The following is a 21,360-nucleotide window of genomic DNA, read 5'->3' as shown; positions in this document are numbered from 1 at the left end:
ATGCGCGCCGTCCTGCTGATCTCGCCGTACGGAGTCATGGCACTCCCACGGCTACCTCGTGGTGTGCCCTGCGGACGGCGGCGTCAGCAGACGTCCCGATAAGGAGCACGCAGTATCGAGTTCCACTCCTGGCGAGAAGGGCCACCGAAGTAGGCGCAGAGAGCGTCGGCCATGCCGGTGAACCCCTTGCCTCCGTCGTAGTCGTCCGCGAGGAAGATCTTGAAGGTCTGGCGTCCCTTGAAGAGGGTGCGACGGAGTTCCTCTCCTTCCTCGGGGTCGACGGTGACCGGATCGCGGGGGAAGGACAGCCGCTCGGACGTGTAGTGGATGTACCGTGCCTGGCTGAGTACGGCTCTGGTCTCCTCCACCGACGCGATGCGCCAGGCGGCGACGCTGAGCTTGATCCCCAGGACGCGGTCTCGCCCGGAAGGGGACGCCATGAGGCTGACCGCGGCCATGGCGGCCTTGCGGCCCTCTTGCTCCTCGTACTGCCGCTCCGCGGTGCGGTGTTGTTGCAGGGCCAGGCCGCCGGCCAGCGATGCGAGTACGGCCAGGACCGACACCACGGCGACCAGGACGCGCCGGAGTCTGCGGGCACGGCGGCGGGCCGCTGTGCCGGCGCGCAGGAAGTCTCTTTCCAGGGAGGTCAGGGACTGTTGCTGGGACGGGGTGGTCCAGTGTTCCTCGGCGGCAGTCAGGCGAGGGCCCCGCCACAGTGCGTCGCGGTGGTGATGGAGCTGGGCCCAGGTGTGCGCTGCCTCGGTGAGTCGCCTGTGCACGAGCAGCCGTTCCCGGTCGGCGTCTATCCAGCCGCGGAGGCGGGGCCAGGCGGGGATGAGGGCTTCGTGGGCGAGGTCCACGGTGTCGTCGTCGAGCGTGATCAGGCGGGCGCGGGCCAGCCGGTCCAGGACCTGGTCGACGTCTCCGGTGTCCTCGGCGAGGTCGAGCTCGGAACGGGGCACGGGGCGGCGGGTGTCCGGGGCGCCCTCGCCGGGGGCGATGAGGCGGAGCAGGAGCAGCCGGGCCAGGTCCGCCTGTGTGTCGGTGAGTTGGGTGTGGACGGTCTCGGCGGTCTGGGCGATCGCTCCGTGCAGGCCGCCCGCTGCCTCGTACGCTGCCACGGTCAGGGTGCGGCCGCGGCTGCGGCGCCAGGTCTCCAGGAGCACGTGGGACAGCAGCGGCAGTCCGCCCGGTTCGTCCTTGGTCTCGCTGATCAGCCGGGTGGTCAGGTCGCGCTCGACGATCAGGCCTGCGGCTCTGGCCGGTTGGACGACGGCTTCGCGCAGTTCCGTCTCGCTCATCGGGCCGACCAGGAGGCTGGAGGCGGTGAGGGCGTCGGCAAGGGCGCGGTGTTCGGCGCAGCGGCCGTAGAAGTCGGCGCGGACGGCGATCACGACGCGCAGCCTGCCTGCCGGTTCGCGGGCGGCGAGCAGTCGGTCGATGAAGGCGGCGCGTTCTGCCGGGTCGTGGCAGAGGGTGAAGACTTCCTCGAACTGGTCGACGAGGACGACGGTGTCCGCGTCGCCGTCGGCGGGGTCTAGGGCCGGGCCGTGGGTGCGCAAGGGGTGTTCGCCGGGGGTGAGGATCCGGATCGCCGCCAGGCCGTCCGTCCGAGCCCGCAGCGCGGGGATCAGTCCGGCGCGCAGGAGTGAGGACTTGCCGCTGCCGGAAGGGCCGAGCACCGCCGTGAACCGGTGCTCACCCACCAGGGTCCGTGCGACGTCCACCAGGGTGTCGCGCCCGAAGAACCGGTCGTGGTCGTCCGGCTCGAACCGGGCCAGGCCCTGGTAGGGCGGCTGCGTCCTGTCGTCGCGCGGCTCCGCGAGCGCCGTCGCCGCGTGGGCCTGTTTCCACCGGCCCTCCCACTGCGGCACGTTCCCGCCGCAGGCGCGGACATAGGCCAGCGTGACGGCGAGGGAGGGCAGGGCAGTGCCGGCGGCCGCCTGTGAGAGGGCCGTCACCGAGTAGCGCGCGCTCCGTGCCATCTGCCGGTACGTGGGGCTGTCGGCCTCCTGGCGCAACTTCCGCAACGCGTACGCGAACTCCTGCACCGGCCCCGCGCCGGGATCCAGAGGCGTTTCCGGTCGCCCCATCGCACGGTCCCCCCGTATGTCCCCACCCCTGCCGCATGCGCGAGTCACGCTATGGACCACGGCACGGGCACGGCAAGAGCCGCTTTGAGCCCACCGCCCCTCCGGGCGGAATTGTGCAGCACCGAGAAAGGGACCTGCCGAACGACCCGCACCCCGCTGCAGTCGACCTCCGACACCCCGCTCGCCCGACGTGCGGTGTGGGCACAGGCCGTGCCCGTGAAGCGGGGCCACGGGGCCGCACGTTCGTCGTCGAGGCCGCCAACGGCACCCACTGGCGCAGCACTTACAAGTCCAGCGCCTGGCGTGGCTGGTACGCCGCCTAGACACCCGACCGGCGCAGGCCCCCACCTGGCACGGCCGGGCCGTCAGGCGGCGCGTCTGCTCTCGCGGGCAGGTGCGCCGCCCGCACGTCACTCCGCGGGGTCAGGGGGCCAGGGCCCCAGTTCCGGCAAGGGGGACCCGGTCGTCTCCAGGCGTGCATCGGTGCTGCGCCCGGCCATCCAGGCCGCGAGGTCACGCACCGCCCCGGAGACCTCGACCTCCGTGCCCGCACCCAGCACCCGGGAGAACGCGTCGTCCGTGGCCCGCAGCGCCAGCCGCGTGCCGACGGGGGCGCGAGCGGACAGGAAGTCCAGGGCGTGCAGGGCGAATTCCCGCGGCCAGTCGCGGGGACGGCAGCCGACCGCGAGGTCGACGGCGTGGATCTCCGCCTCTCGCCAGCGCGCCAGCGCGGTGTCGAGGACCCGTGCATGGCGGAAGCGGACCGTGCGCTGCCAGTCCGCTGCCGTCAGCCGGCCCCACGTGTCGACGAGCGCCTGCTGGGCGAGCTTCAGATCCTCGCGAAGGTCGGCCACGGGCCGAGCGGCCCCTTGGTCGATGGACTGGTCGCGCTCCGCCTGGCCGCCGTCGTACATGTCGACGAGTTCGCCCTGCGCGGCGGCCAGGGCCTGCCGCTCGAAGGCGCGGGCGTTGTCGGCGAGGTGCTGGAGCACGTGCCCGCGGGTCCAGTCCGGCAGGGCGGACGGTGAGTCCTTCTCCCGGTCGTCGAGTCGATCGACCAGTTCGAGCAGCCGGGCATGAGACCGCGAGACCCGAACCACCAGTTCGTCAGGGGCTATCGGCGAGTTGACCACCGTGAAAGCCTAACCACGTCGATCTCCTGACGGTACGCGCCTCCGCCGATCCGGACGGGACGGCCTAGTGCTCGCTGCGATCAACGCGGTGCCGCCGCAAGCGCACGATCTGGTCGACGAGGTCGGCGTAGGGGATGCCTGCGCCTTTGGCCGAGTGCGCGAGGGCGCTGACCGTGCGCAGGCCCGGGCACGCGTTCACCTCCAGGCAGTGCGGTTCTCCCCGCCGGTCGCAGCGGAAGTCCGAGCGGGAGTAGTCCCCGTCCCCGAGGCCCACGGCACGGTGGGCCCGGAGGGCCTGCTCGCGCAGATGCTGCTCAAGGCGGGGTGGGATCTGCGCGGGGCAGGTGTGGGACGCGCCGCCCTCGGCGTACTTCGCCCGGTAGTCCAGGAAGGGGCCGTCGAACATGTACTCAACGGCTGGCAGTACGCGGCGACCCAGCACTCCCACCGAGAACTCCCGGCCGGGCAGATAGGGGGTGAGCACCACCTCCTCGCCCGCGGGCGTGCCGTGGAGCACACGCGACAATTCGTCCTCCACGCACACCAGATGGAGCATCTCGTGGGCCGTGCCTGCCGCGGACTTCACCACGACAGGGCCCTCCTTCAGCAGGGCGACGGACTCCGGCGGCAGATGGCCGTCGTCCGTGCGGTGCGCCGTCCACGGCCCGACCCGCACGCCCGCGTGCGGAAGCAGCTGCAGGGTGCGGCGCTTGTCCCAGGCGAGGCTGCACTGGGCGCTGCCCGCGCCGGTGAAGGGGAGGCCGGCCATCTCCAGGAGGGACTGCACGTGACCGTCGCCGCCCCAGCCTCCGTGCAGTGCGAGGAAGACCAGGTCGGCGGCGTGCAGCGCGTCCCGGACGGGGCCGCGGGTGAGAGCGGTGAACATCCGCCGTCTGTCCTCCGCCTCGTCCCTGTCGGGGAGGTGGCCCGGTGAGGTGAACCGTGGCAGTGCGTCCGAGTCGCGCGTCGGCCCTGCCAGCACCGGGTGCGGGGCGGCCGGGTCGATCACCTCGACCTCGTGTCCCAGCTCCGTCAACGCGCGGGCCACCGACAGGCCGGATTCCAGGGAGACGTAGCGTTCGAGGCTCTCCGCACCGCAGAGCACGACAATCCTCATGGACCAGCATTACCCGCCGTACGTCGGCAGTACCGTCGTTATCCCGTCACCGAGCTCCTCGACCCCGGCACCCGCATCGGCTGTCGTTTCCGTCCAAGACGGCCCCCGCGAGTCGATCTAGTGTCGGTGCGACAGCTCGTCCGAACACAAAGCTGAACAAGAACCTCAACAAGAACCTCAACAAGAACGACAAGAAGGAGACAGCACCATGCGCAAGCTCGTCTACACCGGTTTCATGTCGCTCGACGGCGTCGTGGACTCGCCCGGCGGCGGGCCGGGGGAGGAGCACCGCAGCGGCGGCTGGGTGGCCAAGGACCTCGAGTTCGTGCCGGAGGCCTGGTCGCTGAAGGGCGAGGAACTCGCCGACACGACGGCGCTGATGTTCGGCCGCCGCAGCTACGAGGCGTTCGCGTCGGTCTGGCCCGGCTCGGAGGACCACGCCGACTACAAGGAGCTGCCCAAGTACGTGGTGTCGTCCACGCTCTCCGACGACGCCCTCGTCGACGGGTGGGGGCCGACGACCATCCTGCGCTCGACCGAGGATGTCGCCGCGCTGAAGGAGGGCGAGGGCGGCGCGATCTTCATCCACGGAAGTGCCGAGCTGGCCGAGCGGCTGTCGGACGCGGGCCTCATCGACCAGTACAACCTGCTTGTCTTCCCCGTGCTGCTCGGTGCGGGGAAGAGCCTGTTCGGCCGGGCCGACCGAGCCAAGCAGATGCTGACGCTGCGGGAGTCGCAGAGCTACTCGAACGGAATCCTGAAGCTGGTCTACGACGTCAAGCGTTAGCCGACGTCAGGCGTTGGCCGAGGTCAAGCACTGGCCCAGGTCAGGCGTCGGTCCAGGTCAGGCGTCGGTCCAGGTCAAGAATCCAGGTCAAGAATCCAGGTCAGGATTCCGTCACGGATCCAGGTCGAGCCCGATCGCGCAGCCGTCTTTCTGCCGCAGCTGCCGGGCGGTGCGCCCGACGTACGAGCGCAGCGCCCGGGCCAGGTGCGGCTCGTCGAAGTAGTCGAGCCGGGCGACGACATCCGCGGCCGAGTCACCGGCAGCGAGCAGCTCCGCCGCCGTGCGGGCCCGCTCGATCTGCCGGATGGCGCCCCGGGTGAGCCCGGTCGCGGCGCGGAAGCGGCGTTCGACGGTCCGCTGGGAGACATCCGCGCAGTCCCGGCCCCGCAGCACCTCGGCGACCAGCGGGTCACGGACCACCATCCCGGCCCGGACGAGGTGCTCCACCAGGGCCTCGGCGTCGTCCGGGCCCGGCGTCTCATGGCGCGCGCCGTCCAGCCGGAACGTCCGCCGGTGGGTGTCGGGGAGCTCGACGCCGCCGTCGACCAACGCGGGTGTGGGCATGGCCCGCAAGGAGGTGCCCACGGCGAACTCGATGCCCGTGAAGGTCGCGCCCTCCGGCACCGGCGCCGTGCCGCTCCGGGTCGCGGGCCCGGTGACGGACGCGTACGACCGGCCGTCCTGCTCCCAGAACACCAGGCCCCAGCGCACACCCGCGACGGAGGTCATCGACGTGACCTGTCCGCCCGTGCAGGTCCACACCGTGTCGACCCATGGCGAGTCGGACCGGCGTGTCTCGAAGTGCAGCTTCACGGCCGCAGGATACGCCGCGGTGTCGTTGTCCCACCGAACGGAATGACGCCGCCGGACGCGTGGCCACGTACGGGGACAGGTCGCGCCCGCACCAGTCGGCCCGACGCGGGGCCACGTGCCGGGATCACCTGACGACCCGCCGCGTGGTGAAGCCGATGACCGCGGCCACCGCGGCCAGCAGCGCCACGCTCGTCAGCGCCGTGGGCAGGGTGAACCAGTCCGCCATGAACCCGATCGCGGGCGGTCCGAGGAGCATGCCGGTGTAGCCGAACGTGGAGGCGATGGCCACGCCGCTCGCTCCGGCGAGAGCGCCCGCGCGTTCGACGGCGACCGGGAAGATGTTGGCGAGCCCGATGCCGGTGATGGCGAAGCCGAGGAGTGCCGCCCAGACGGAGGGGGCGAGTGCGCCGAGGAGCATGCCGACGGCGGCCGTGGCGCCGCCCGCGACCAGGGTCCGGGTCCGGCCGAGCCGTTCCAGGAGGGTCGTGCCGGTGGCGCGGCCGAGCGTCATGGCGAGCGCGAAGCACGAGTAGCCGGCGGCCGCCACGCCCGGGGCGGTGTTGAGGTCCTGTTCCAGGTGGAGCGCGCCCCAGTCGGCGAGCGCCCCCTCGCCGTACGCGGTGCAGAGCGCGATCAGGCCGAAGACGATGACGAGTCCGCGGGTGCGGGGTGTGAGGCGCTGCGAGGTGCCGTCGTCGTGGCGCCGTTCGACCGGGGGCGCCGGAGGCTTCAGGCGCAGCAGCGCGCGTCCCGCGACGGCGGTGACAGCCAGGCCGACCACGGTGAGGCCGAGCAGATGGCGGGTGGGGGACACGGAGCCCGCTATGAGCGCGCCGAGCCCCGCGCCGAACATTCCGCCGAGGCTGAAGGCCGCGTGGAAGCTGGGCATGATCGGTCGCTTCAGGGCGGCCACCAGGTCCACGGCGGCGCTGTTGAACGCGACGTTGATCCCGCCGTACGCAGCCCCGAAGAGCAGCAGCACCCCACCGAGCGCCGCCGCGGAGTGCGTCAGCGGCGGCAGCGCGACGCTCAGCGACAGCAGGACACCGCAGACGACCGTGACCGGATGGCTGCCGTAGAGGCGGCACAGCCGTCCCGTGAGCATCATCGTGATCACGGCGCCGACCGAGACGCCGAGCAGGGCGAGCCCGAGGGCGCTGGACGAGGCGCCGGTCTGTTCCTTGATCGCGGGGATGCGCACGACCCATCCGGCGAAGATGAAGCCGTCGAGGGCGAAGAAGACCGTCAGGACGACACGGAGCCGGGTGAGCTCCGGGGAAGTGGCTCCGGAGGCCCCGGACGTGGTTTTGTTTAGTAGCGGCACAAAGTCAGCGTAGAGGGGAAGCCGGGCCGTGGACAAGACGGTTTCCTCGCGACGGGGGCGGTGCGCGCGGGGTCGCGTCGCGGCGGACGCGCGGGCGGGGATCGCCCGGGAGGCCGCGGCGGTACGCGCACGGGGCTCCCGGGACCGAAGAGCGCGGGGAGACAGGATGGGGAAGACGGGATGACGGCTGAACGGCGAGACGGCGTACGGATCATGGGAGACTCGCCCTCATGAACGGGAAGGCTGCCACCCGGGGTGAGGCACATCTGTCCACGCGCACGCGTCTGGAGCGCGGTCGTACCGCGCTCGGCCCCGCCCTCGAACTCGTCCACACCGGGCGCGCCCCCACCCGAGCCGTCCTCACCGCCGAGCTCGGCGTCACCCGCGCCACGGCGGGAGCGGTCGCCGCGGAGTTGGAGGCGCTCGGCCTGATCAGCGTCGACGCCAAGCCGAGCGCCGCCGCGGGCTCCCAGGGGCGGCCCTCGCACCGGCTGTCCGTCGCCGGGGCCGGGCCCGTCGCCCTCGCGGCCCAGGTGCACGCCGACGGATTCCGGGCCGCGCTCGTGGGCCTCGGCGGCCGGATCGTCGCCACCGCGCCCGGCTGCGAGACCATCGACGCCGACCCGGCGCAGGTGCTCGGCTCGGTCATCGAGGCGGGCGCCCAGCTCCTGCGCGAGACCGGCAGACGGTGCGTGGGCGCGGGCCTCGCGGTGCCGTCGCCCGTCGCCGAGCCGGAGGGCACGGCGCTCAACCCGCTGCACCTGGCCTGGCCCGCGGGCGCGCAGGTCCGGGAGATCTTCGCGAACTGCGTACGGGACGCGGGCATCGAAGGCCCCGCGTTCACCGGCAACGACGTGAACCTGGCGGCGCTCGCCGAGCACCGGCACGGCGCGGGGCGCGGCGCGCGCGACCTGCTGTGCGTGGCGACGGGGCACCGCGGCGTCGGCGGTGCCCTCGTCCTCGACGGGCGGTTGCACACGGGCAGTTCGGGCCTGGCTCTGGAGGTCGGCCACCTCACGGTGAACCCGGAGGGCCGCCCCTGCTACTGCGGCAGCCGCGGCTGCCTGGACGTGGAGACGGACCCGCTGGCCTTCCTCGCGGCGGTGGGCGTCGAGCCCAGCCCCGAGGGCCTGCTCGTCCAGGCCCGCAGGCTCGTCGCCGAGGAGCACGCCGACCCGGCGGTGCGCACGGCGATCGAAGCCCTCATCGACCGGCTCGGCCTCGGCCTCGCGGGCCTGGTGAACATCCTCAACCCGGACCGGATCATCCTCGGCGGGCTGCACCGCGCCCTCCTCGAGGCCGACCCGGAGCGGCTGCGCGCCGTCGTGGCCGACCGCAGCCTGTGGGGCCGCAGCGGCGGCGTCCCCATCCTGGCCTGCACCCTCGACCACAACAGCCTGGTGGGGGCCGCCGAGCTGGCCTGGCAGCCGGTGCTCGACGACCCCCTGGGGGCGCTCGGCTAGCGGGCCGGGTCAGCCGACCTCGACGGCCTCCCGCGCGGGGACCGACGCCTCGACGGGAGCCTGCGTGCGTGCCGCCGCGCGCCGCCTCAAGTCCGGTACGAGGGAGAGCAGTCCGAGCGCCGCGAGCCCGGCGCCGATCCACAGCGGCGCCCGCAGCCCGTAGGCGTCGATGGCCGGTCCGCCGATGGACGTGGCGATGATGATGCCGCCCGTGATGAACGACGAGTGGACGCTGTTGACCAGCGCGCCGGTGTTGCCCACGCGCTGCACGCGGGTCACCATCGCCGGGTTCATGGTGACGCCGACCAGGCCGATGCCCAGCATCATCACCACGGCCCCGACGGGCAGGTCGGCGAGGAGCGCGAAGCCGACCAGGAACCCGAGGTTCAGGAGCAGGCCGGTGACGAGGACCGGCAGTGTGTGCCGGTCGGCGAGGCGGCCGACGACGGTGTTGCCGATGAGGGTGGCGGCGCCGTACGCGACGAGCAGCAGCGGCACCGTGCCGGTGGCGAAGCCGGTGATCTCGGTGAGGATCGGGTTGAGGTAGCTGAACGCCGCGAACGTCGCGCCGATCACGAAGGTGCTGGTGGTCAGGGTGAGCCAGAGCCGGGGGCTCTTGAAGGCGCCGAGCTCCTCGCGCAGCGACCCGGACTCGTCCTCGGTGCGTTCGACACGGGGTACTCCGGCGAAGGTGGCCGCGGCGGCGAGCACCGTGAGCACGGTGATGGCCCAGAACGCCGCGCGCCAGCCCAGGTGTTCACCGACGACGGTGGCGAGCGGAAGGCCGAGGAGCGTGCCCAGCATCAGCCCGTTGAGGGCCACGGCGACGGCGCGGCCCCGTATCTCGGGGCGGGTGAGCCGGGTGGCCATGGAGATGCCCACGCCGAAGAAGGCCTGCGAGGCGACACCGGTGACGACACGCGCCACGAGCATCGTCCAGTAGTCCGGGGCGAGCGCGGCGAGCACATTGCCGCCGAGGAAGATGGCGAACAGCACCATCAGGGCCCGCTTCTGCGGCAGTTTCAGCAGGGCGACCGTCAGGAACGGCCCGCCGAAGGCCATCGCCACGGCGAAGGCGGTGATCAGATAGCCGATCTCCGGGATCGTCGCGTCGAGCCCGTCGGCCATCTGCGGCATGAGTCCGGCGACGACGAACTCGCTGGTCACCATGGCGAAGATGCCTAGGGCCAGGACGTATACGGCGCGGGGCATGGGTGCTGCTCCTTCGGGGAGGTGGGGCTGATCGCTCAAGTATTGGATGGGTCAGTACAAAACCTGGGCATGGGTGGCCCGGAACGGGCGCGAGCCCGGCGTGTCGTGCTGGTGGGGGCTGGTGGGGGCTGGTGGGGGCTGGTGGGGACTGGTGGGGACTGGTGGGGATTGGTGGGCGCGGGGAGTGGGGCGAGTCGGGTGTCAGGGGCGCAGGGCGACCAGCGCGGTGTCGGCGATCGACTCCAGGGCCGCGCGCCCCGCGCCCGCCTGCGCCGAGACGCGCATGCCGCCGATGGTGGCGTTGATGAACCGGGCGAGCGCGTCGGTGTCGCGCTCGGCGGTGATCGTGCCGTCGCGCTGCCCCGCCTCCAGGGCGATGCGCAGCAGGCCGAGCCGGGTGCCGAGGTCGCGCTCGACGAGCGCGGCCGCCTCCGGGTCGCGCCGCGCCAGCTCCACGACCGTGTTGACGGTGAGGCAGCCGATGCTGGCCTCGTCGTCCTCCCGGTACTCGTACTCGCTGTTGACGATGCGGGCGAACAGGGCCTGGATCCGCTCCATGCCCGAGCGTCCGGCGTCCTCCAGGATCTCCGCCTGGGGCGCGCTCATGATCTCGATGTAGCGCGTCAGGGCGCGTCGGAACAGGTCGTGCTTGCTGGTGAACGTGTTGTAGATGCTGCTGCGGCCCAGGCCGGTGGCTTCGCACAGGTCCTGGGTCGAAGTGGCCTCGTAGCCGTTCGCCCAGAAGGCGCGCATCGCCGCGTCCAGGGCCCGGTCCTCGTCGAACGTCCGTGGTCGGGCCATGTCGGTACCGTAGCCGTTTTGGAACGCGTGATGCAATACGGGCCCTCGATTTGCTGATACAGCAATGTCATTTGCCTTCACGGGAAGCGTGGCGCATGGTCGTGGCGGAGGTGTTGGTCATGAACGATCCATTGGACGACGCGTACGACGTAGTGGTGATCGGCGGTGGCTCCGCCGGTCTGAACGGCGCCCTGGTGCTGGCCCGGGCGCGCAGGTCGGTGGTGGTCGTGGACGCGGGAGCCCCGCGGAACGCCCCGGCCGACGCGGTGCACGGGCTGTTCGCGCGGGAGGGCACCCCGCCCGCCGAGCTGTTGGAGCGCGGCCGGGCAGAGGTGCGCGGGTACGGCGGTCAGGTGGTGTCGGGCCGGGTCGAGGAGGTGACCCGGGACGGCGACGGCTTCGTGGTCGGTCTGGCCGACGGCCGGACGGTCCGGGCGCGCCGGGTGCTGGTCGCGACCGGCCTGGTGGACGAGCTGCCCGACGTGCCGGGGGTGCGCGAGCGGTGGGGCCGGGACGTGCTCCACTGCCCGTACTGCCACGGCTGGGAGGTGCGGGACCAGGCCATCGGCGTGCTCGCGGGCGGGCCGATGTCGTTGCACCAGACGCTGCTGCTGCGGCAGTGGAGCGCCGACATCACGTACTTCGCGCACACCGCGCAGCCCCTGACCGACGAGGAGGCGGAGCGTCTCGCCGCCCGCGGGATCCGGGTGGAGGAAGGGGAGGTCGCGGCCGTGGAGGTCGACGACGACCGCCTCGTGGGCCTGCGGATGGCCGACGGCAGGCTGGTGCGCCGGGAAGCGCTGGTCGTCGGGCCGCGGATGGTGGCGCGCGTCGGTTTCCTGAAGGCGCTCGGGGTGGAGCCGGTGCCGCATCCCGCGGGCGAGTACGTGCAGGCGGACGCGACGGGCCGCACGGACGCGCCCGGCGTGTGGATCGCGGGCAACGCCTCGGACCTGTCCGCGCAGGTCGGCGGGGCCGCGGCGGCGGGGGCGTTCGCGGCGGCGCAGATCAACGCCGATCTGGTGAACGAGGACACGGAGCGGGCGGTCGCCGTGTACCGGGAGGCGTCGGTTGGTGCGGGTGCGGGTGCGGGTGCGGGTGCGGGTGCGGGTGCGGGTGTCGGTGTGAGGGGTGGGGCTGGGCGGGGTGCCTAGGGCGGTGCTGGCCATGGGGTCATGCGGTGGTGCGGGGTGTGCGGTGGTGCGGGGCGGGAGGGGGAGCGGTGGTGCGCGGCGCGAGGGGGAGCCGTGGTGCGGGATGCTCGTCCGTCCGACGATCCCGCAGCCCCGGCCTCGCCCACTCCGACCTACCCAGGCACCCCCGCCCGCGGCCCCGTCTCACCCCGGCCACACGACCCCGAACGCCCGCCCCGCGTTCACCGTCACGATCCGGTCCACCAACTCCTTGCCCACGGCCGCCTCCAGGCGTGGCCGTACCCGGCGCAGCAGGTGCGGCATCCCCGGGCCGCCGTTCACCGCACGCGCTCCGGCGGTCGTGGTGTCGCCGCCCAGGAGGAGCTGATCGCCGTGCCCGGCGTCGGCGAGGGCGCGCACGGCGTCCGGCATTCGCCAGTCCGTGGCGTGGTTGGTGCGTGACGGTCCGTCAAAGGCCAGCCAGGCGCCCGCCGATGCCGCCTCCCGGTGCACGTCCAGGTCGGGGGAGCGGTTGAGGTGCCCCAGGATCACCTTGCCCGGTGGTACCTCCAACTCGCCGCACAGCAGGTCGAGTACGTCGAGGACGCCCGTGCCGAGTTCCAGGTGGACGGCGATCGGCGCGCCCGTCGCCAGGTGGGCCCCGGCCGCCGCGGTCATCGTCCAGCGGGCGTGCGCGTCCAGGGCGTGGAAGCCGCCCGCGACCTTGATGAGCCCGGCCCGCACACCCGTGTCGCCGATGCCTTGCGTGAGTTCGCGCACGAACACCGCGGCGAGGACGTCGGGGTCGCCGTCGCCCAGCTCCCTCAGCAGATCCGGGGAGTAGTGCACCGCCTGGTGCAGCCCGGTGGCCGCCACGATCCGGACGCCCGTCGTGCGTGCGAGGCCGGGCAGGTCGGCGGCGCGCCGTCCCATGCCGTGCGGCGTCCACTGCACGACGCTCCGCCCGCCCTCGGCGCGGAACGCGGCCAGCTCGGCCGCAGCGGCGGCCACGGAGTCCAGCTCCTGGCCCGGGAGTTGAGGGCTCCACAGGAAGAGGTGGTCGTGGGCGTCACAGGCCCCCAGGCCGCCGGGTTCGACATCGCCGAGGACGGTTCGGACGGCGGCCGCGCCCACGCTCACCACGCCCGCCCCCGCCCGACCTGCCCCAGGTTTGGCGTGGAGAAGTGCAGCACCTGGAACACCTCACCGCTCGCCTTCGCCGCCGCCCCCTCGGCCCACAGCGAGAACGTCACCGCCTCCCAGTGCCGAGGGTCGACCGCGACCAGGACGCCGACGGCACCGTCCCGGCCTGCCAACTCCTGTGCCTCCGTGAGCAATTCCTCGGCAAGGTCGGTGGTGCGGGTGTCCTCGGGGACGGGCCTGCGATGCCGTACGGCGGCGACGGGCCGGTCACCGGCGGCTCCCCCGTCCTCGTACCCCACCGCCATCCAGTGCTGCACCACCGGACGTCCGAAGTCGTCGTACAGCCCCTGGAATCCGGGGCCCCAGAGGAAGGAGCCGAGGCCTTCGGCGGTGTTCCAGAGGTAGAACGGCGCGTACTGGTTCACCGGTGAGCCGTCGACGCCGCGTTCGCGCAGCAGATACGCCTTGAAGCCCAACCCCGGGAAGGCGTCGAGGAGATGGCCCTTGGTGGCGACGCGCTCGCGGATGACGCCCATGTCGTAGTCGGCGGGCAGGGTGATCTCGTACTGCTTGGCGTGCATGTGTGCTCCAGGGAAGGCGCGGGGGCGGGCGTCAGGAGGTCGGCGGGTACGCGGGGAGGGCCCGGCGCCGTGCTCAGGCGCGCGGCGCGAGCAGCGCCAGCAGACCCCGCACCCCCGCGTCGAACGCCTCCGGCGAGCCCGTCGCGCGGGCCAGGACATAGCCGCCCTGCACGGTCGCGACGATCGCCGACGCGACCTCGCCCGCGTCGAGCGCGGCGCCGAACTCGCCCCGGTCCACGCCCTCCTGGACGATGCCCGCGAGCCGCCCGCGCAGCCATTCGAGGGTCTCAGTGACCGGCGCCCGCAGCTCGTCGCTGGCGATCACATCGGGGTCCATCGTCAGCCGCCCGACCGGGCAGCCGCGCAGCACGTCCCGCTCGCGCAGGAGATACGAGGAGACGCGGTCGTACGCCGGTCCGTCACCCGCCAAAGTCGCCTCCGCCGTGGCGCGCATCTCGTCGGCGGTGCGGCGGATCGCCGCGAGGGCCAGATCCGGCTTGCCCGCGAAGTGGTGGTACATGCTGCCCTGCCCGGCGCCCGCGTGCTGCTGGATCGCCTTGGGGCTGGTGCCGACGTAGCCGCGCTCCCACAGCAGTTCACGCGTGGACTCGATCAGACGCTCCGGAGTGCTCATGACACGACTGTACATACTACTAGGTACAGAAGTCCAGGTGGGAGGTGGCGAGGTGGGTTCGTGCGCGTCGTTCCGTACCGGAGAAGCAGGCGGTGCGCGGCCGCGTACTCCCCAGGAGGTACGCACACGGCCGCTGGCCGTACGACGACTTCGCGTGCCCCGGCGAGGAGCCTCGTAAGCGAACGGAACCAGTGCGGAGCGAGGGGCGAAAGCCCTGGTCGCGGCGCTGGTACCCACCCCCGCTTCCCGAGGAGATGGACATCGTGCAGACCCTGGCATTCGACGGCGGACCCGGCCCGTGGATCCTGTTCTTCCCGCTGATCTGGGCGGCCGTCGTCATCGGCGTCGTGACCTTCCTGCGCCGTACCGTCTGGCGCGGCCGGCGCGGACCCTGGCGGACCGGTGTGAGCGACGACAAGTCGCCGATCGCCGTGCTCGGCCACCGCTTCGCGGCCGGTGAGATCGACGAGGACGAGTACTGGCGCCGTCTGAGCGTCCTCAGCGAGGAGTTCGGCCGCACCGCGAAGGGCGGTGGCAGGGCATGAGCACCGCCACCCCCCGGCAGCGGTCCACCGCTCCGGACGCCGCGCGGGTCGAGTCGGCCGTGAAGGTCTACGGCTCGTCCTCGGACACCGCTGTGAGGGCCCTCGACGGCGTGAGCGTCGGCTTTCCCGCCGGACGCTTCACGGCGATCATGGGCCCGTCGGGCTCGGGCAAGTCCACACTGATGCACTGTGCGGCCGGTCTGGACACCCTGACCTCCGGCTCCGCGTACATCGGCGACACCGAGCTCGGCCCGCTCGACGACCGGCGCCTGACCCTGCTGCGCCGCGACCGCGTCGGCTTCGTCTTCCAGGCCTTCAACCTGGTGCCGACGCTGACCGTCGCCGAGAACATCAGGCTGCCGATGGACCTGGCAGGGCGGCGCTTCGACCGGGACACCCTGGAGTGGACGGACGCCCTCATCGACGTCGTCGGCCTGCGTGACCGGCTGTGTCACCGGCCCGCCGAACTCTCCGGCGGCCAGCAGCAACGCGTCGCCGTGGCCCGGGCGTTCGCGGGCCGCCCCGATGTCGTCTTCGCCGACGAGCCCACCGGCAACCTCGACTCCCGCTCCGGCGAGGAGGTCCTCGGCCTGCTCGGCCGCGCGGTGCGCGAGATGGGCCGCACCGTCGTCATGGTCACCCACGACCCGGTGGCCGCCGCCCACGCCGACGAGGTCGTCTTCCTCGCCGACGGCCGCCTCGTGGACCGGATGGCGGCGCCCACGGCCGACAAGGTCCTGGACCGCCTGAAGGCGTTCGACGCACGGTCGGCCACGAACTCCGAAGGAGCACCCTCATGAGTGCCACCGGTCCGCGCGACGCTGCCGGGCCCGGCAGCCCCACCGGCCCGCGGGGCCCCGCCCGGCCCGGCGCCCCCACCGGCTCCCTGGCCGCCGCCCTCCGCATCAGCCTCACCTCGCTGCGCGGCCACAAGCGCCGCTTCGCCGGTACGTTCTTCGCGGTGCTGCTCGGCGTCGCGTTCCTGGCGGGCACCCTCGTCATGGGCGACACCCTGCGCGCCAGCTTCGACACGATGTTCGGCAACGCCACCCGCGGCACCGACGCGGTCGTCCGCGGCGCCGACACCATCACCACGCCCGGCGAGAGCCAGGGCGTGCGCCGGAACATCGACACCGCCCTGGTCGACCGCATCGAGAAGGTCCCCGGCGTCGCCGCCGCCGTGCCCGCCATCCAGGGCGCGGGCCAGCTGATCGGCAAGGACGGCGACCCGATCGGCGGCCAGGGCCCGCCCACCCTCGCCGGGAACTGGATCACCGACACGGAGCTGAACGCCTACCGCCTGGCCGAGGGCCGCGCCCCCGCCAGGAGCGGCGAGGTGGTCGTCAACCGCGGCGCCGCCGAGAGCGGCGACCTGAAGATCGGCGACACCACGACGCTGCGCACCCCCGACCCGGTGAAGGTCACGATCGTCGGCCTCGCCACGTTCGGCGGCGAGGACGGCATGGCGCAGACCACGTTCACGGGCATGACGCGCGCTGACGCCGAGAAGTACCTGATGCCGAAGCCCGGCGAGGCCGCGACCGTGCAGGTGCGCGCCGGGCCCGGAACGAGCCAGCAGGAGCTCGTCGACGCGCTGACCCCCGTGCTGCCCAAGGGAGTCGAGGCCATCACCGGACAGGAGGCGGCGGAGGAGAACTCCGACATGATCTCCGGTCAGTTCCTGACCCTGTTCACCACGTTCCTGCTGGTCTTCTCCGGCATCGCGCTGCTGGTGGCCACCTTCTCCATCCACAACACCTTCGCGATCGTCGTGGCCCAGCGCACCCGCGAGAACGCGCTGCTCCGCGCCCTCGGCGCCTCCCGCCGCCAGGTCACCGCGGCGACCCTTGCCGAGGCGTCCGTCGTCGCCGTCGTGGCGTCCGTCGCGGGCCTCGCGGGCGGCATCGGCATCGCCGCCGGACTCCAGGCGCTGTTCCCGGCCATCGGATTCCCCTTCCCCGAGGGCGACTTGGTGATCAGCGGTACGTCGATGCTGCTGCCCCTCGCGGTCGGCGTCGCCGTGTGCGTGGCGTCCGCGCTCCTTCCCGCCGTCCGCGCCGGACGCACCGCGCCGCTGGCGGCCCTGCGCGAGACGGCCGTCGACCACTCCGGTGCCTCCCGCGCCCGCGCGGCCGTCGGCACCGGCATCGCCGTCGCGGCCGTCGCCCTCACCCTGGTCGGCGTGCTCGCCTCGCCGTCGATCTGGCTGGCGGGCGGCGGCGCGGTCCTCGCCCTCGCCGCGTTCGTGGTCCTCGGTCCCGTCGCGTCGTCGCGCGCGGTGCGGATCCTCGGCGGGCCGCTGGACCGGCTGCGCGGCGTCACCGGATCCCTGGCCCGGCGCAACGCCCTGCGCAGCCCCAAGCGCACCGCCGCCACCGCGAGCGCCCTGATGATCGGCGTCGCCGTCGTCTGCCTGTTCACCGTCTTCGGCGCCTCGCTGAAGGCCACCATGGACCAGACGGTGTCGCGCTCCTTCGCGGGCGACGTCGCCGTCAGCACACCGTCCTTCGGGGCGGGCGGCAGCGGCCTCAGCCCCCGGCTCGCGCCCGCCGTCGGGGAGCGCCCGGAGGTCGCCACGGCCGTCGGCCTCGGCCGGGGCGTGGCCGAAGTCAACGGCCAGGGCCGGGCGTTGACCGTCACCGACCCGGTCGCGCTCGCCAAGTCCTTCGACCTCGGCACGGTCGACGGATCGCTCGGCGACCTCGGCGACGACGGCATCGCGCTCACCCGCGCGGAAGCCGACAAGCAGCACCTCACCGTCGGCGACAAGGCCGAACTCGCCTTCACCGACGGCAAGAAGGACACCTTCACGGTCCGTGCCGTCTACGGACAGTCCGAGCTCGCGGGCGACTACGTCATCACCCGCGACGCCTGGGCCCCGCACCGCGGCCAGGACTCCGACACGCTGGTGGCGGTGACCTTCAAGGACGGGGTGAGCGCGGCGGACGGCAAGGCCGCGGTGTCGGCGGTGGCGAAGGAGTACGGCAACCCGGAGGTCCAGACGCGCGACGAGTACGCGCAGTCCGCGGCCGGCGGCATCGACATGATGCTGACCCTCGTCTACGCCCTGCTCGCCCTCGCCGTCCTCATCGCCCTGCTCGGGATCGCCAACACCCTGACCCTCGCCGTGCACGAACGCACCCGCGAACTGGGCCTGCTGCGGGCCGTCGGCCAGACCCGAGGACAGCTGCGGGCCATGGTCCGCTGGGAGTCCGTCCTGGTCGCCGCGTTCGGCACGGCGGGCGGCCTGGCCCTCGGCGGCTTCCTCGGCTGGGTCCTGGTCAAGGCGTCCGACGGCGCGTCCGACAGCGTCTTCGCGTTCGCGCTGCCGCCGACCCAGCTCGCCGTGGTCGCCCTGGTGGGCCTGGCGGCCGGAGCGCTCGCGGGCCTGCGTCCGGCCCGGCGCGCCGCCCGCCTCGACGTCCTGCGGGCCATCGCCGCGGAGTGAGCGCGGTCGAGCGCGGAGGTGAAGTCACCGCCCGGTCAGCCGGCAACGGCGGACCGGGCGGGAGCATGGGCGCCGACGGGGGCGGGGGCCTCGGCGAACGGGGCGGCGCACGCGGTGCCGTACACCGGATACGCCGGCAGCGGCGCGGTGGCCGACGGCGCGCAGAGCGTGAACCAGACGACCTTGCCCGAGTCGCCCTGCGGCTGCGCGCCCCAGCTCTCGCTGACCGCCGCGACCATCGCGAGCCCGCGCCCGCAGGTCTCGAACGGATCGGCGTCGTGCACCACGGGAAGCCTCGGATCGTGGTCGTGGACGGAGACCATGAGGCGTTCGAGCAGCAGCTCGATCTCCACGGTGCAGGTCTTGTCCGGCTCGGCGTGCCGGTGGACGTTGGTCAGCAGCTCGGTCACGCCGAGTGCGGCCTGGTCTATCAAGGGATCGAGATGCCAGTAGCGCAACTGCGCAGAGACGATTCTGCGGACCTGGCCGATCCGCGACGGCAGGGCTTGGAGCTCTACCGTGCAATGCCTGCTCGGCTGGCTGATCACGGTGCGACTCCCCGAATTGAGGTCCGGAAGAAGACGGCGTTCGGATCCGGCAGGGGCCGCTCGCGCCGCCGCCTGCGGTGGTGACCGGCGGGCTGGTTCGCAGCGTTATCACCGGTAAACCCAGAGTGATGTGACACCAGCGTGACTCAGGGGGTGGGGGCGTGCAACTCGCGCCCCGGCCGCGCCCCTCAGCCCCGGCGGCCGCCGGCCGCGCGACGTACCGCTTCGAGGAAGGTCCGGACCGTGGGCGGCCCCGCCTCCCCGGGCACCGGATCGTGCTCGCCCATCGTCAGCAGATACCGGGTGCCGTTGACCTCGGCGAGCGCCTTGTCCTGCGGGGCGAACCAGGGCTTCGCCGCGCGCACCGCGCGCAGCGGCGCGCTGTCGATCTCCGTGCCGTAACTGGTGAGCAACTCCAGCCTGCCGTCGCTGATCCGGACCTGGCCCGCATGGGTCAGCGACCGCAGCCGCCGCCCGATCCCTACGCCCGTGGCCCTGAACTCCGGCTCCGCCATGAGGCTCCGCCCCCCCTCGTGCGCCTGGTGTCGACGCGCCCTCGGTGTGGTGACCCACGGCGCCGCACGCACGTCGTACGGCACCTGCTTGAAACCTACCCCTGTTCCGTGCGGTGCAGTGTGCACGCGCACGGCGTCGAGGACCAGTGTGCCCGGCGACGGCGCACATGCCACTTCGGTGCGTGACCGGCGCGCCCCGCCGCACGGGGCCACCCGGTGGGCAAGGACCTCCTTTGGGTGCTCAAAAGGTGTGTTTATGCAGGTGAGAGCCGTGTTGTGGGTGTTTATCATCGAGGTGTCCGGCCGGATCGATCCCGTTCCGGCACGAGGCCTAAGGAGCCCGCGGTGAGCACCACCCAGCACGATCCGGCCGACGAGCCGATGGCCACACTCGACGTGGACCGCAGCGACGACGCGTACCGCACTTGGCTGAAAGAGGCCGTGCGCAAGGTCCAGGCCGACGCCAACCGCTCCGCGGACACCCATCTGCTGCGCTTCCCGCTGCCCGAGCGGTGGGGCATCGACCTGTACCTCAAGGACGAGTCGACGCACCCGACCGGCAGCCTCAAGCACCGGCTCGCCCGCTCGCTGTTCCTGTACGGCCTGTGCAATGGCTGGATCCGCCCGGGGCGGCCCGTGATCGAGGCGTCCAGCGGCTCGACGGCCGTCTCCGAGGCGTACTTCGCGAAGCTCATCGGCGTGCCCTTCATCGCGGTGATGCCGCGCACGACGAGCGCCGAGAAGTGCCGCCTCATCGAGTTCCACGGCGGCCGGTGCCACTTCGTGGACGACTCGCGCACCATGTACGCGGAGTCCGCCCGCCTCGCCGTCGAGACCGGCGGCCACTACATGGACCAGTTCACCTACGCGGAACGGGCCACCGACTGGCGCGGCAACAACAACATCGCCGAGTCGATGTTCCAGCAACTGCGCCTGGAGCGGCACCCGGAGCCCGCGTGGATCGTCGCCACGGCGGGCACCGGCGGCACCTCCGCGACCATCGCGCGCTACGTCCACTACATGCAGCACGACACCCGGATCTGTGTCGCCGACCCGGAGAACTCCTGTTTCTTCGACGGCTGGACGAAGAACGACCCGGACGCCTCCAGCGACTGCGGCTCGCGCATCGAGGGCATCGGCAGGCCGCGCATGGAGCCGAGCTTCGTGCCCGGCGCCATCGACCGCATGATGAAGGTCCCCGACGCGGCGAGTGTCGCCGCGGTGCGCGCCCTGGACCGGGCCATCGGCCGCAAGGCGGGCGGCTCGACCGGCACGGGCCTGTGGAGCGCCCTCAGGATCGCCGCGGAGATGGTGGCCGCGGGCCGCACCGGCAGCGTCGTCACCCTCATCTGCGACCCGGGCGAGCGCTACCTGGACAAGTACTACTCGGACGCGTGGCTGGCCGGGCAGGGGCTCGACATCGCGCCGTACGAGCGGACGATCGAGGGGCTGCTCGCCACGGGGGAGTGGCCCGCGCACGCCGGTTAGGCCCACCTGGGCCGGGGCTTGGGCCGGGTCAGTCGCCGTGCGCGCCGGAGAGCTGCCGGTCCAGGTTCGCGACCGCGGCGTGGAAGGACGTGCCCATGCCCCGGCGGCCGCCGCGTTGCATCAGGAACCGCGTCAGGGCCACGGCGTCCGCGGCGTACGTCCACTGCACACGGGTGCCCGGTCCCCGGCCGTCGGCCGGCTCCAGCGGGATGAGCCGCCACTCCTCGACCAGGGCGCGCAGACCCGGGAAGTTGGTCAGGTCGATGCGGTAGGCGTACCGCGTGGGCGCGTCCGTGGCGAGGAAGGTCTCGCGGAACCAGAACCGCCCCTGGATGCGCACCAGACGGCCCGAGCCGTCGTCGAAGGGCCGGGCGTACACCACCGAGCTGTGCCACGAGGGCAGGCGCCGGACGTCCTCAAGGACCTCGTACACCGCCTTGGGCGGCGCCGCGACATCGTGCGTGAACACCAGACGTACCGGAGCGGTCTCGATGAACTCCAGGCCCTCGGGCCTCAGTCGGCGTGGCATGAACGCGACCCCCAGGCGGGACGAGGCGGTGACCGGGTCCGCCCACCATAGCC

Annotated in this window: 20 protein-coding genes; 7 read left to right on the top strand and 13 right to left on the bottom strand. The window is 72.7% G+C overall.

Annotated elements, in window-relative coordinates:
* Window positions 1-83 precede the first annotated feature (83 nt).
* The 3 genes from OO63_RS05170 to OO63_RS05160 all read right to left on the bottom strand — a co-directional run bounded on the left by OO63_RS05170 (window position 84) and on the right by OO63_RS05160 (window position 4,343).
* Window positions 84-2,093 (bottom strand): nSTAND1 domain-containing NTPase, encoded by a 2,010-nt coding sequence (locus OO63_RS05170; protein WP_157853945.1) that lies wholly within the window; start codon window positions 2,091-2,093, stop codon window positions 84-86.
* Window positions 2,094-2,503: 410 nt separating this feature from the next.
* Window positions 2,504-3,226, bottom strand: coding sequence for a maleylpyruvate isomerase family mycothiol-dependent enzyme (locus tag OO63_RS05165; RefSeq protein ID WP_030358112.1), 723 nt, complete (start codon window positions 3,224-3,226; stop codon window positions 2,504-2,506).
* A 64-nt stretch (window positions 3,227-3,290) separates the two neighbouring features.
* Window positions 3,291-4,343: a D-alanine--D-alanine ligase family protein gene (locus tag OO63_RS05160; RefSeq protein WP_030358111.1), complete on the bottom strand. Its 1,053-nt coding sequence runs from the start codon at window positions 4,341-4,343 to the stop codon at window positions 3,291-3,293.
* Between the two features lie 208 nt (window positions 4,344-4,551).
* Between OO63_RS05160 and OO63_RS05155 the strand changes: the two genes are divergently transcribed.
* Window positions 4,552-5,130, top strand: coding sequence for a dihydrofolate reductase family protein (locus OO63_RS05155; RefSeq protein WP_030358110.1), 579 nt, complete (start codon window positions 4,552-4,554; stop codon window positions 5,128-5,130).
* Window positions 5,131-5,241: 111 nt separating this feature from the next.
* Here OO63_RS05155 and OO63_RS05150 read toward each other — a convergent pair whose 3' ends face one another.
* Together OO63_RS05150 and OO63_RS05145 are read right to left on the bottom strand one after the other, a co-directional pair.
* Window positions 5,242-5,943, bottom strand: a complete 702-nt coding sequence (locus tag OO63_RS05150; RefSeq protein ID WP_030358109.1) for a helix-turn-helix domain-containing protein — start codon at window positions 5,941-5,943, stop codon at window positions 5,242-5,244.
* A 124-nt stretch (window positions 5,944-6,067) separates the two neighbouring features.
* Window positions 6,068-7,267: an MFS transporter gene (locus OO63_RS05145; protein WP_030358108.1), complete on the bottom strand. Its 1,200-nt coding sequence runs from the start codon at window positions 7,265-7,267 to the stop codon at window positions 6,068-6,070.
* Between the two features lie 230 nt (window positions 7,268-7,497).
* Here OO63_RS05145 and OO63_RS05140 point away from each other — a divergent pair, with 230 nt between their 5' ends.
* On the top strand, window positions 7,498-8,730 hold the full coding sequence (locus OO63_RS05140; protein ID WP_033263826.1) for an ROK family protein: 1,233 nt from the start codon (window positions 7,498-7,500) through the stop codon (window positions 8,728-8,730).
* A 9-nt stretch (window positions 8,731-8,739) separates the two neighbouring features.
* Here the strand turns inward: OO63_RS05140 and OO63_RS05135 are convergent, their stop codons facing one another.
* Complete coding sequence (locus OO63_RS05135; RefSeq protein WP_030358106.1) at window positions 8,740-9,942, bottom strand: MFS transporter; 1,203 nt, start codon at window positions 9,940-9,942, stop codon at window positions 8,740-8,742.
* Window positions 9,943-10,143: 201 nt separating this feature from the next.
* A complete protein-coding gene (locus OO63_RS05130) occupies window positions 10,144-10,743 on the bottom strand; it encodes a TetR/AcrR family transcriptional regulator (RefSeq protein WP_030358105.1) in 600 nt (199 codons plus the stop codon).
* Window positions 10,744-10,862: 119 nt separating this feature from the next.
* Here OO63_RS05130 and OO63_RS05125 point away from each other — a divergent pair, with 119 nt between their 5' ends.
* A complete protein-coding gene (locus tag OO63_RS05125; RefSeq protein WP_031192547.1) occupies window positions 10,863-11,897 on the top strand; it encodes an NAD(P)/FAD-dependent oxidoreductase in 1,035 nt (344 codons plus the stop codon).
* 183 nt (window positions 11,898-12,080) lie between these two features.
* Here the strand turns inward: OO63_RS05125 and OO63_RS05120 are convergent, their stop codons facing one another.
* The 3 genes from OO63_RS05120 to OO63_RS05110 form a co-directional block, all read right to left on the bottom strand.
* Window positions 12,081-13,019, bottom strand: coding sequence for a phosphotriesterase family protein (locus tag OO63_RS05120; protein WP_030358103.1), 939 nt, complete (start codon window positions 13,017-13,019; stop codon window positions 12,081-12,083).
* Window positions 13,013-13,600 (bottom strand): DUF4865 family protein, encoded by a 588-nt coding sequence (locus tag OO63_RS05115; RefSeq protein ID WP_030358102.1) that lies wholly within the window; start codon window positions 13,598-13,600, stop codon window positions 13,013-13,015. The genes OO63_RS05120 and OO63_RS05115 overlap by 7 nt, the downstream gene beginning before the upstream one ends.
* Window positions 13,601-13,673: 73 nt before the next feature.
* Window positions 13,674-14,249 (bottom strand): TetR/AcrR family transcriptional regulator, encoded by a 576-nt coding sequence (locus OO63_RS05110; RefSeq protein WP_030358101.1) that lies wholly within the window; start codon window positions 14,247-14,249, stop codon window positions 13,674-13,676.
* 248 nt (window positions 14,250-14,497) lie between these two features.
* On the opposite strand from OO63_RS05110, the gene OO63_RS05105 reads away from it, so the two are divergent.
* The 3 genes from OO63_RS05105 (at window position 14,498) to OO63_RS05095 (ending at window position 18,227) form a co-directional block, all read left to right on the top strand.
* The gene (locus OO63_RS05105) at window positions 14,498-14,779 is read left to right on the top strand and encodes an SHOCT domain-containing protein (RefSeq protein ID WP_030358100.1); all 282 of its coding nucleotides are present in this window, start codon (window positions 14,498-14,500) and stop codon (window positions 14,777-14,779) included.
* The gene (locus OO63_RS05100) at window positions 14,776-15,579 is read left to right on the top strand and encodes an ABC transporter ATP-binding protein (protein WP_030358099.1); all 804 of its coding nucleotides are present in this window, start codon (window positions 14,776-14,778) and stop codon (window positions 15,577-15,579) included. The genes OO63_RS05105 and OO63_RS05100 overlap by 4 nt, the downstream gene beginning before the upstream one ends.
* Before the next feature lie 86 nt (window positions 15,580-15,665).
* The gene (locus OO63_RS05095) at window positions 15,666-18,227 is read left to right on the top strand and encodes an ABC transporter permease (RefSeq protein ID WP_030358098.1); all 2,562 of its coding nucleotides are present in this window, start codon (window positions 15,666-15,668) and stop codon (window positions 18,225-18,227) included.
* A gap of 35 nt (window positions 18,228-18,262) precedes the next feature.
* Here OO63_RS05095 and OO63_RS05090 read toward each other — a convergent pair whose 3' ends face one another.
* Both OO63_RS05090 and OO63_RS05085 read right to left on the bottom strand, forming a co-directional pair.
* Window positions 18,263-18,775: an ATP-binding protein gene (locus OO63_RS05090; RefSeq protein WP_078618946.1), complete on the bottom strand. Its 513-nt coding sequence runs from the start codon at window positions 18,773-18,775 to the stop codon at window positions 18,263-18,265.
* A gap of 188 nt (window positions 18,776-18,963) precedes the next feature.
* Window positions 18,964-19,290: a hypothetical protein gene (locus OO63_RS05085; protein WP_030358096.1), complete on the bottom strand. Its 327-nt coding sequence runs from the start codon at window positions 19,288-19,290 to the stop codon at window positions 18,964-18,966.
* A gap of 381 nt (window positions 19,291-19,671) precedes the next feature.
* Here OO63_RS05085 and cds1 point away from each other — a divergent pair, with 381 nt between their 5' ends.
* Window positions 19,672-20,778, top strand: a complete 1,107-nt coding sequence (gene cds1, locus OO63_RS05080) for an L-cysteine desulfhydrase Cds1 (RefSeq protein ID WP_051810582.1) — start codon at window positions 19,672-19,674, stop codon at window positions 20,776-20,778.
* A 28-nt stretch (window positions 20,779-20,806) separates the two neighbouring features.
* On the opposite strand, the gene OO63_RS05075 is transcribed toward cds1, so the two are convergent.
* Window positions 20,807-21,307 (bottom strand): SRPBCC family protein, encoded by a 501-nt coding sequence (locus tag OO63_RS05075; RefSeq protein WP_030358094.1) that lies wholly within the window; start codon window positions 21,305-21,307, stop codon window positions 20,807-20,809.
* Between the last annotated feature and the right edge of the window lie 53 nt (window positions 21,308-21,360).

The organism is Streptomyces alboflavus (assembly GCF_000716675.1).
Classification (GTDB): Bacteria; Actinomycetota; Actinomycetes; order Streptomycetales; family Streptomycetaceae; genus Streptomyces; species Streptomyces alboflavus.
The sequence above is the reverse complement of the archived record's forward strand: the minus strand, read 5'-3'. Positions and strand labels throughout refer to the sequence as shown.